Origin of the sequence: Ancylobacter mangrovi, from assembly GCF_024752355.1 — a bacterium.
In the GTDB taxonomy this organism is placed as follows: Bacteria; Pseudomonadota; Alphaproteobacteria; order Rhizobiales; family Xanthobacteraceae; genus Ancylobacter; species Ancylobacter mangrovi.
The window spans coordinates 296,404-307,021 of the sequence record NZ_JANTHZ010000005.1; the positions used below are offsets into that span (position 1 = coordinate 296,404).

The window sequence follows — 10,618 nt, forward strand, 5'->3', positions numbered from 1 at the left end:
CCATTGCCTGTGTCAGCTCTATTACAGCACGATGGCGCGGCAGTGGTTGCCGAAAAGTCACGTTAACCTATTGTCTTCGCAAGGAAGCCGCCCGCAGGGCCAGCTCGGCGGCGAAGCGCCCGGCCAGCCCGCCCGCGCCGACGATGCCGAACGGGGCGAACTGCTTCCAGCGCTCGTCCCCCTCGACGATGCCCGAGGCCACCAGCTCGCCCGCCATCGCCGTGGTGTTGAGCCCGTGCCCGCCGAAGCAGGAGGCGATCCACACGCCGGGCTCCAGCCGGCCGATCAGCGGCATGGCGTGGACCGCATAGGCCATCGTCCCCGCCCAGGCGTGCTCGATCCTCACCCCCTTCAGCGCCGGGAAGGTGCGCCCGATCTCGCGGGCGAGCCTGTCCGCCAGCCCGCGCGGCGTGCCGGTGCGCGTCGTGGCGTCGGTGCCCCACAGCAGCCGGTCGCCGACACGGCGGAAATAATTGCCGGTGCGGCGCATGTCGGACACGCCGCCGGCGAACTGCACCGCCGCGCCGAGCCGGTCGCCGACGTCCTCGCTCACGCCGACATAGGTCGAGACCGGCATCGCCGCGCGCGCGACCTCGGGCCATACCCGCCCGCTCAGCACGCCGGCGCAGAGCACGACGTGGTGGGCGCGCACCCGGCCGCCGGCAGTCGCCACATGCTTGCGCACCCCGGCGAGATCGGCGGTGCGTGCCTCGCTCGCCTCGAAGATGCGCACGCCCTCCTCCTCCAGCGCCGCCGCGAGATGGCGCGCGAGGGCGAGCGGATCGAGCTGGAAGGATTCGGGAAAGTGCAACGCCTGATAGTAGCGCTCGGTGCGCAGCACGTCGCGCAGCTCGCGCGTCGACCAGGCCTCGCACGGCACATGGAGACAGCGCGCCAGCCAGTCCGCGCGCCGCCTCGTGGCCGCTTCGTCGTCGGCGAGGCTGACCTCGAGCCGGCCGGCCACCGGGGCGAGCCCGGCAGCATGGGCGACGGCGCGCACGATCTCGACGCCCTCGCGCGAAAGATCCCACAGCTCCCGGGTCGCCTGCGGCCCGACGCGGCGCGCCAGTCTCTCCGGCGCCAGCGCGTAGCCGGGGCCGACGAAGCCGGCATTGCGTCCCGAGGCGCCGGCGCCGACCCGCGCGCGCTCGATCACCACCACCTCGTGCCCGCGCGCGGCCAGCGCCCGCGCCGTCCACAGCCCGGCGAGCCCGCCGCCGATCACGCACACGTCGCAATCGACGTCCTGGGTGAGCTGGCGGCGCGGCGGTGGCGCCGGCCCGCTGCCGAAGGCCATCGCGCCGTAAAAGGTATCGAAGTGCGCTTCCCGCGCCGTTGCCTGCTGCATCGCGCTCCGCTTCGCGCAAACATTGCGACGCTCACTATATGTTGGCGGCACACCGGCCGTCGATTCAGTGCGAGTTCGAGTCATCCATGCTGCGTCTCTTCCTGCTCCGCCACGCCAAATCCGCCTGGCCCGACAACGTGCCCGATCGCGACCGCCCGCTCGGCCCGCGCGGGCTGCGCGCCGCGCCCGCCATGGGTGCCTATATGGAGAAGGAAAAGCTGGTGCCGACCCGCGTGCTGGTGTCGCCGGCACGGCGCACGATCGAGACCTGGGAGCAGGTCTCGGCCGGCTGGGCCGGGGCGCCGCCCGCGATCTACGAGGAGGCGATCTATGAGAGTTCGGCCGATGCGCTGCTCGCCCTGGTCCAAGCACAGGGCACGGTGTCGCCGCTGATGCTGGTGGGCCACAATCCCGGCATGGAGGAGTTTGCCGCCCGCCTGCTGTCGCGCGAGCAGCGCGCCCGGGCGCTGACCAAGTTTCCCACCGGGGCGCTCGCCGTCATCGACCTGCCGGTCGACGACTGGTCGCAGGCGCGCACCGGCAGCGGCATGCTGGAGCGCTTCGTCACCCCGCGGGCGATCGGCGTGGTGAAGGACGGGAAGGACTGATCGTGCCGAGCTGGTATGAAGAGCTGATCGACGAGGCGCGGCTCACCGCGCTGACCCTGCTCGACCGGGCGGAGGACCTGACCAGCCCGACGCTGCGGCTCGGCATCACCGGCCTGTCGCGCTCGGGCAAGACCGTCTTCACCACCGCGCTGATCCATGCGCTCACGCGCGGCGGGCGGCTGCCGGTGTTCCGCGCCATGCATGAAGGGCGCATCGCCGGCGCCACGCTCGAGCCGCAGCCCGACGACAACGTGCCCCGCTTCGACTATGAGGGCCATCTCTCCGCCCTCGTCGACGAGCGGCGCTGGCCGGAATCCACCCGCCGCATCAGCGAACTGCGCCTCGCCATAGATTACGCGCCCGCGCGCGGGGGGCGCCGCGCGCTCACCCTCGACATCGTCGACTATCCCGGCGAGTGGCTGCTCGACCTGCCGCTGCTCGACCGCTCCTATGCCGACTTCGCCGCCGACAGCCTGCGCCTCGCCCGCGATCCGGCGCGGCGCGACCTCGCCGCCCCGTTCCTCGCCGCGCTCGCCGACACCGACCCCGAGGCGCCGGCGGACGAGGCGCTGGCGCGCAGGCTGGCCGAGCTCTTCACCGACTATCTCGCCGCCTGCCGCGCCGAGGCGGTCGCGATGAGCCTGCTGCCGCCCGGCCGCTTCCTGATGCCGGGCGACCTCGAAGGCTCGCCAGCGCTCACCTTCGCGCCGATCGACCTGTCGGGCGACGGTGACCCGCCGGCCGGCTCGCTCGCAGCGATGATGCAGCGGCGCTACGAGTCCTATAAGGACCGCATCGTGCGCCCGTTCTTCCGCGATCACTTCGCCCGGCTCGACCGGCAGATCGTGCTGATCGACGTGCTCGCTGCGCTGAATGCCGGCCCGGCCGCGCTCTCCGACCTCGAAGCGGCGCTCGACGGCATCCTCGCCGCCTTCCGGGTGGGGCGGAATTCCTGGCTCGGCGCGCTGTTCCGCCACCGCATCGGCCGGGTGCTGTTCGCCGCCACCAAGGCCGACCACCTCCACCACACCAGCCATGACCCGCTGGAGGCGATCCTGCGCCGGCTGGTCGAGCGGGCGCTGTCGCGGGCGGAGGGGGCGGGCGCGCAGATCGACGTCGTGGCGCTCGCCGCCGTGCGCGCGACCCGCGAGGCGCAGGTCAGGCGCGGACGTGTGCACCTGCCCGCCATCGTCGGCGTACCCGAGGCCGGGCAGTACGGGGCGGACGAGTTCGACGGCCTCGCCGAGGCGGCCGTGTTCCCGGGCGACCTGCCGGAGAACCCGTCGGCGCTGTTCGATCCCTCGCTCGGCTTCAAGGGGCTGTCGGACGCGCAGGGCGGCGATTTCCGCTTCCTACGCTTCCGCCCGCCGGTGGTCGAGCGCAATGGCGAAGGGCAGGCGCTGCCGCTGCCCCATATCCGGCTCGACCGCGCACTCGAATTCCTCATCGGCGACCGGCTGAGGTGACGACATGACCGACCGACACAATCGCCGCCCGCAGGCGTTCCGGCTCGACGATCCGGGCGTCGTGTTCGCCGACGAGGGCCAGCCCGCGCCGCGCGGGGCGGTGGTCGTCACCCCGACGCCGCCGATCCCGGACATGGCGGAGGAGATCGCGCTGCCCCCGCCGCCACCGCGCAGCTCGCGCTGGGGCGTATTGTTCTGGACCGGCCTCGGCGGCCTCGTCAGCCTCGGGCTCGGCCTTGCCGTGTCAAAGCTGGTCGAGGACCTGTTCGCCCGTGCCGACTGGCTCGGCTATGTCGGGGCCGGCTTCGCGGCCGCCTTCGTGGTGGCCTGCCTCGGCCTGCTGGCGCGCGAGACCTTCGGGCTGATGCGGCTGAAGACGCTCAACAAGCTGCGCGAGCGCGCGGCGCTGGCGCTGGAGAAGGACGACCGGCGCGTCGCCGAGGGCGTCACCAAGGAGCTGATCACGCTCTCGCGCGGCTCGCCGGGCCTGCTGCGGGCGCGCACCGAGCTCGCGAGCCATCTTGACGCCATCATCGACGGCGCCGACCTCATCCGCCTGACCGAGCGCCATCTCATGGCCCCGCTCGACGCCGAGGCGACCCGGCTGGTCTCCAATGCCGCCAAGCGGGTCTCGGTGGTGACGGCGGTCTCGCCGCGCGCGGCGGTGGACCTCGTCTTCGTGGCGCTGACCGCGGTCGGCCTGATCCGCCGGCTGGCCCTGCTCTATGGCGGGCGGCCGGGCGCGCTGGGCATGGTGCGGCTGTTCCGGCAGGTCGTCGCCCATCTCGCCGTCACCGGCGGCATGGCGGCGGGGGATTCACTGATCCAGCAGGTGGTCGGCCACGGCATCGCGGCCAAGCTGTCCGCGCGGCTCGGCGAGGGCGTGGTCAACGGGCTGCTGACCGCCCGTCTCGGCCTCGCCGCGATCGAGGTCACGCGGCCGCTGCCCTTCGCGGCCCTCCCCGCCCCGGCGCTGTCGGACGTCGCCTCGGGGCTGATTACCCGCGAGACGGCGACCGGCGAAATGGCCGTCCGGGAGGCGCTCGGCGAGGACGCTGCGGGCAAGGCACGGCCGGGCAAAAGGCCGTCCGCCGGTTAACCATGACGGGGAAAATCAGCCCTGATGCTCGGGCGTGCGCACGACGAGCCCGTCGAGCGCGTCGGTCACCTTGATCTGGCAGGAGAGGCGCGAGGTCGGCTTCACGTCGGAGGCGAAGTCGAGCATGTCCTCCTCCATCGGGCCGGGCTCGCCGACCTTCTCCGCCCATGCCTCGTCGACATAGACGTGGCACGTCGCGCAGGCGCAGGCCCCGCCGCATTCCGCGTCAATGCCCGGAACGCCGTTGCGGATCGCCGTTTCCATGACGGTAGAGCCGTTCTGGGCCTCCACCGTCCGCTCGGTCCCGGCGGCGTCGATATAGGTGATCTTGGGCATGGGCAGCTTTGACGATCTTGAAGGACTACAAGGTAGGGTGCCCTAGATAACCCCCGATGCGGGCGAATGCCAGCGCGCGGAAGCAAAGTTCCGCACTCCCCTCCGATGGCCACGGAAGGAACAGAATCAACGGTTAGCGAACGTGGTGAACAGGCCGTTAACGATAACCTCAATCGGCCTGTTAACCCCAGTTCCATTTTTACTCGCCAAGAGCGTAGGATAAAGGTGCGGTGAACTGACGTTTCCTCGCTCTTGCCGGCACTTGTCGGGAAGAGAGGATTTTTCGGATCACCGCGAAACCCCGGGCCGACGGCGCAAGCCGGTCGGAGTAGCGTACGGACCGGAGGCAGGCGCCTATGTCGACGAGCACTAAGAAGGTTCAGCAGGATCCGGCCGAGGCCGCGCTATCCGCGATCGAGGAAGCCCTTAACCTCGACCTGGACACCGGAGACGAGTCCTCACCGCCGCCCTCTTCGGACGACGAACACGACCTGCCGCCCGCACGCGAGCCCGGCGGGCCGCGCATCGAGGCCCGGACCAGCTCGCCCTTCGAGGATGACGAGGAACCTTCCTTCCTCTCGGCCAGCGACCTCGACGCCGATTTCGCCAGCGCCACCCCGGAGTTCGGCTCCGAGGAGTCCGACCCGGCGCTCGACGAACCGTCCTTGGGGAACGAGGAACCCCATTTCGACTTCGGCCCGGAGCACAGCTTCGACGCGCCGGAAATCACCGCCGAGGACCGCGAGACGCACGACGCCGGCCCCGATCTCGGCCTCGCCGCCGGGCTTGGTGCGGGCGCTGCCGCCGGGCTGGGCGCCGGCGTTGGCGCGAGTTCTGGCGCGAACCCCGGTGCCGACACCCTGGCTGAGCGTGCCGCCGCCGCCCGTCCCGCCTCGCTGCCGGGGCGCCGCGCCGCCAATGACGACCGCCAGACCATCGGCCAGCTTCTCGCCGCGCTCCAGCGCCGGCCGACCGCGACACCCTATTACATAGCGACCATCGCCTCGCTGGCGTGGCTCGCGGGCGGAGGCTTCCTCGCCTTCTCGCATTTCCAGGCGGGAGCGGACGGCTCCGTGCTGTCCTCGCCCACGCTTCTCGCCACCGCCGCCGGCCTGCTCGTGCCACCGGTGTTCTTCTTCGTGCTCGCGGCCATGGTCAGCCGCATGCAGGAGATGCGCATCGTCGCCCATTCCATGGCGCAGGTGGCGATCCGCCTCGCCGAGCCGGACCCGGTCTCCACCGACGCCGTGGTGAATGTCGGCCAGACCGTGCGCCGCGAGGTCGCCGCGATCGGCGACGGCGTCGAGCGCACGCTCGCCCGCGCCGGCGAGCTCGAGGCGCTGGTGCGCACCGAGATTTCCTCGCTCGAGCACGCCTTCGAGGAGAACGAGGCGCGCATGCACAACCTCATCGAGCGGCTGCAGGCCGAGCGAGAGGTCATTCTCACCCATTCCGAGCACATCCGCGAAGCCATCGCGAGCGCGCACTTCTCCTTCACCCACGAGGTCGACGGCGTCAGCGAGCGCATCAGCATGAGCGTGATGGAGGCCGCGGACCGCGTGACCGGCACGCTGTCCGAGAAGGGCGAGCACATCACCCTCGCGCTCGGCCGCGTCGGCGACACCATCATCGACGCGCTGACCGACAAGGGCGGCGACCTGATCGACCGCCTGCAGTCGACCGGCTCGGACGTCAACACCAACCTGTCCGACGCCAGCGAGCACCTGATCTCGACCCTGACCGGCCAGACCGAGGAAATCTCGCAGCGCCTGTCCGGCGTCACCTCCAACCTCACCGAGCAGCTCGCCGCGCGCACCGACGAGATCGGCGCGCAGCTCCTGCGCACCGCCACCGAGCTGTCCACCGTGGTGACGACGCGCACCGACGAGATGGGCGAGAGGCTGACCACCACCACCCACGACCTAACCGAGACCTTCTCCGCGCGCTCCAACGAGATCACCGACGCGCTGGTCGCGACCGGCACCCGCCTCGCCGACGAGATCGCGGTCCGCGCGAACGAGGTCAACCAGACGCTGAAGACCAGCGGCGACGCGCTGGTGCTCGACCTGTCGCAGCGCGGCGGCGAGGTCGTGCGCAAGCTCGAGGAGACCGGCAACCGGGTCGCCGACACCATCACCGTGCGCGGCGACGACCTCGCCGACCGCATCGCCGACACCGGCAACCGCATCTACGACACCATCGCCGTGCGCGGCGGCGAGCTCGAGCGCCTGCTCGGCGAGACCGGCCAGCGCGTGGTGCACCAGATCTCCGAGGCCGGCGCCGGCGTGCACGATTCGCTTGCCGAATCCGCCGACCTGTTCGCCCAGGAGGTCACCCACCGCAGCCGCGAGCTGAACGAGCAGCTCGCCCAGACCGGCGCCGAGATGGTGCAGTCCATCTCCGTGCGCGGCGGCCGGGTCACCGACCAGTTCCGCGACACCGCCGAGGAACTCACCGCCTCGATCAGCAACAAGGGCGACGCGGTGCGCGAGATGCTCGACGCGCGCCTCAAGACGCTCGAGCAGACGATCTCGGTGCGCGGCAACGAGCTGGCCGACCGCATCGCCAGCGACGCCACCCTGCTCGGTCGCCAGATCACCGACGGCCTGCACGACTTCGACACCGTCATGCAGACCCGCGGCTCCGAGATGGTCCGCCTCGTCACCGAGCGCGTCGAGGCCGTCACCCGGGCCATGGACGAGAACCTGACCGGCTTCGACGACCAGGTGACCGCCAAGACCGAGCAGATCGCCTCCTCGCTGGACCTGCGCATCGCCAATATCGAGGGCGTGCTCGACCGCGGCGTCGAGGGCGTCAACGAGACGCTGGCCGGGCGGACCCAGGAATTCGCCCAGACCATGACCGAGGGCGCGCGCCTCGCCACCGAGGCGATGGACAAGTCCCTCAACATGCTGGACGGCTTCTTCACCCAGCACGCGCAGGACGTCACCGCCAACATTAGCGACCGCATCGACCAGGCCGCGCGCACCCTCACCGACGGCGCGCACCGGGCCAACGACGCGATGAACCGCTCGCTGGACGTGCTCAGCAATTTCTTCGACGACCGTGCCGCCTCGATCTCCGATCAGCTCACCGATCGCATCGAGCAGGCCGACCGCACCCTGTCGGCGCGCGCGCTGGAAATCGCCGACACGCTCGATTCCCGCGTCGGCCGATTCGAGGAGACCGTCTTCGGCCGCATGGACAATGTCGCGACCTCGGTCGAGGTGCGCGGCGCGGCCATGGCCGACCTGCTCGGCCAGCGCATCGGCGCCGTCGCCGGCCAGCTCCGCAGCGAGGCCTCGGAGGTCGAGGCCAGCCTGAACTCTCTGGTCGACAATGTCAGCCGCACCATGGTGGAGCGCGCCGGCGAGGTCACCGAGATGTTCGACAGCCGCACCGAGGCGATCGCCCGCATGGTCGACGAGCGCGGCAACGGCCTGCTCTCGGCGCTCGAGGACCGCAGCCTCGGCATCACCAGCGAGATCGCCCGCGCCAGCGGCGACCTGCTGGCGGCGATCGACGACCATCGCGACGGCCTCGTGCGGGCCCTCGAGAGCACCCGCGCCGGTGCCGTCGACGACATCGCCCGCGCCAGCGAGGACCTGCTCAACACGCTGGAGACGCGCTCCGACGCCATCGTCTCCGCCTTCGAGCAGGCCACCTCCGGCCGCAGCGACCAGATCGTGCGGATGAGCGAGGACCTGCTCAACACGATGGACACCCGCGCCGGCGCCATCGCGGCCGCCTTCGAACAGGCGACGTCGGGCCGCACCGAGCAGATCATGCGCGCCGGCGAGGACCTGCTCGGCACGCTGGACGCGCGGGCCGGCGTCATCGCCGAAGCCTTCGAGCAGGCCACTTCCGGGCGCACCGAGCAGATCATGCGCGCCAGCGAGAACCTGCTCAACGCGCTCGACACGCGCGCCGGGGCCATCGCCGAAGCCTTCGAACAGGCAACCTCCGGCCGTACCGAGCAGATCATGCGCGCCAGCGACGAACTGCTCAGCACGCTCGACAACCGTGCCGGCGCCATCGCCGACGCGTTCGAGCAGGCGACCTCCGGGCGCACCGAGCAGCTCGTGCAGGCCAGCGAGGAGATCCTCAACACGATGGACACCCGCGCGGGTGCCATCGCCACCGCCTTCGAGCAGGCGACCTCCGGCCGCGCCGACCAGATCATCCAGATGAGCGAGGAGATCCTCGGCACGCTGGAAACGCGGGCCGGCGCCATCACCTCGGCCTTCGAGCAGGCGACGGACGGGCGCACCGACCAGATCGTGCGCGCCAGCGAGGAGCTGCTGAGCACGCTGGAGAACCGCGCCGAGGCGATCGTCACCGCCTTCGAGCAGGCGACCGGCGGGCGCGCCGACCAGTTCGCGCAGATGAGCGAGCACATGATCGGCACGGTCGAGAGCCGCACCGCCGGCCTTCTCGACGCGTTCCACCGCTCGGGCAGCACCGCGGCGACCGAGCTCGCGCGGGTCGGCGACGACCTTCTCGCCACCCTGAACAGCCAGGGCGGCGACGTGGTCAGCGGCCTCCAGCAGCTCTCCTCGCAGGTCACGGGCGAAATCTCCCGCGCCAGCAGCGAGATGCTGACCGAGTTCGACAGCCGCGGCGCCCAGCTCGTCGACCACGCGCGCCGCTCCGGCGACGTCACCTCGGCTGAGTTCACCCGGCTCACCGAGCAGTTCGTGCGCTCGCTGGACGAACGCGGCAGCGCCATGCTCGACGCCGCCACCCAGACCACGGAATACGCCACCCACGAGCTGGGGCGGCTGGCCGAGGAGCTGGTCAACACGCTGGAAGGCCGCGGCACCGGGCTGGTGCAGGCGATCAGCGAGAGCGGCCGCAACGCGGTGGAGGAAATCGCCAGCACCAACCAGGCGCTGCAGGGCGACGTCACCGCGCTGCTGGACCGGCTCGGCTCGGTCAACGTCCAGCTTCAGGACGTGCTCGCGAGCTCGGTCACCAACCTTGCGGCGATCGAGAGCGCCATCACTGAGCGCCTCAACACCTTCCACAGCACCGTCAGCAATGTCGACGAGGCGAGCCGCCTCGCCTCGACCCGCATGGACGAGCAGATCCGCGACCTGCGCGCGGTCTCGACCGACGTGCTCCAGGACGTCGCCTCGCTCAGCCGGAACTTCACCGAGCAGGCCGGCATCATCACCAGCGTCGCCAACGCGCTGGGCTCGGCGCACGAGAACCTCGACGAGACGCTCGGCACCCGCCACGAGGCGCTGCTCTCGCTCGCCGAGCAGGTCGGCAACCGCACCGCGGAGCTCGACGAGCGGCTGTCGAGCTACACCCAGACCATCGAGGAGACCTTCTCCCGCGCGGCGGAGATCTCCAAGTCGATCCTCGACAAGGCCGGCGTCTCCAGCGAGGCGGTCATCAGCGAGCACGAGAAGATCCGCAGCCTCGCCGAGTCCGAGCAGGAGCGCACCCTGGCTGCGCTGCGCGCGACCTACGAGCAGGCGGTCGGCGAGGTCAACACGCTGCTCTCCCGCGCCAATGAGGGCTTCACCTCGGCGGCCGGCGAGCTTCGCAATTCGGCGAGCGAGGTGCAGCGCGCGCTGGAGACCACCCGCGAGGAGCTCAAGCGCAACATCCTCGAGCTGCCGGAGGAGACCGAGGCCAGCGCCGCCGCGATGCGCCGCACGGTCGCCGAGCAGATCAAGGCCCTGGCCGAGCTCAACGAGATCGTGGCGCGCCACGGCCGCACGCTCGACGCCGACACCGGCTCGCAGAGCCG

General features: G+C 71.1%; 6 protein-coding genes. 4 read left to right on the forward strand and 2 right to left on the reverse strand.

Going from position 1 to position 10,618, the window contains the following annotated elements; genetic code table 11:
* Positions 1-67 precede the first annotated feature (67 nt).
* Positions 68-1,348: an NAD(P)/FAD-dependent oxidoreductase gene (locus NVS89_RS13635; RefSeq protein ID WP_258733293.1), complete on the reverse strand. Its 1,281-nt coding sequence runs from the start codon at positions 1,346-1,348 to the stop codon at positions 68-70.
* Positions 1,349-1,434: 86 nt separating this feature from the next.
* Between NVS89_RS13635 and NVS89_RS13640 the strand changes: the two genes are divergently transcribed.
* The 3 genes from NVS89_RS13640 to NVS89_RS13650 are packed head-to-tail and all read left to right on the forward strand — an operon-like array spanning position 1,435 to position 4,521.
* Positions 1,435-1,956: a SixA phosphatase family protein gene (locus NVS89_RS13640; protein WP_258733294.1), complete on the forward strand. Its 522-nt coding sequence runs from the start codon at positions 1,435-1,437 to the stop codon at positions 1,954-1,956.
* A 2-nt stretch (positions 1,957-1,958) separates the two neighbouring features.
* Positions 1,959-3,422: a YcjX family GTP-binding protein gene (locus NVS89_RS13645; protein WP_258733295.1), complete on the forward strand. Its 1,464-nt coding sequence runs from the start codon at positions 1,959-1,961 to the stop codon at positions 3,420-3,422.
* Positions 3,423-3,426: 4 nt separating this feature from the next.
* Positions 3,427-4,521, forward strand: coding sequence for a YcjF family protein (locus NVS89_RS13650; RefSeq protein WP_258733296.1), 1,095 nt, complete (start codon positions 3,427-3,429; stop codon positions 4,519-4,521).
* Between the two features lie 15 nt (positions 4,522-4,536).
* On the opposite strand, the gene NVS89_RS13655 is transcribed toward NVS89_RS13650, so the two are convergent.
* Positions 4,537-4,857, reverse strand: a complete 321-nt coding sequence (locus tag NVS89_RS13655) for a 2Fe-2S iron-sulfur cluster-binding protein (protein ID WP_258733297.1) — start codon at positions 4,855-4,857, stop codon at positions 4,537-4,539.
* A 356-nt stretch (positions 4,858-5,213) separates the two neighbouring features.
* Between NVS89_RS13655 and NVS89_RS13660 the strand changes: the two genes are divergently transcribed.
* Positions 5,214-10,618 (forward strand): apolipoprotein A-IV repeat region-like domain-containing protein (locus tag NVS89_RS13660; RefSeq protein WP_258733298.1); only part of this gene is annotated, 5,405 nt, incomplete at its 3' end.

What these genes read in the sequence shown, in the direction of transcription:
- NVS89_RS13635 (WP_258733293.1), bottom strand. Translation starts at nt 1,348, where the DNA reads ATGCAGCAGGCAACGGCGCGGGAAGCGCACTTCGATACCTTTTACGGC.
- NVS89_RS13640 (WP_258733294.1), top strand. Translation starts at nt 1,435, where the DNA reads ATGCTGCGTCTCTTCCTGCTCCGCCACGCCAAATCCGCCTGGCCCGAC.
- NVS89_RS13650 (WP_258733296.1), top strand. Translation starts at nt 3,427, where the DNA reads ATGACCGACCGACACAATCGCCGCCCGCAGGCGTTCCGGCTCGACGAT.
- NVS89_RS13655 (WP_258733297.1), bottom strand. Translation starts at nt 4,857, where the DNA reads ATGCCCAAGATCACCTATATCGACGCCGCCGGGACCGAGCGGACGGTG.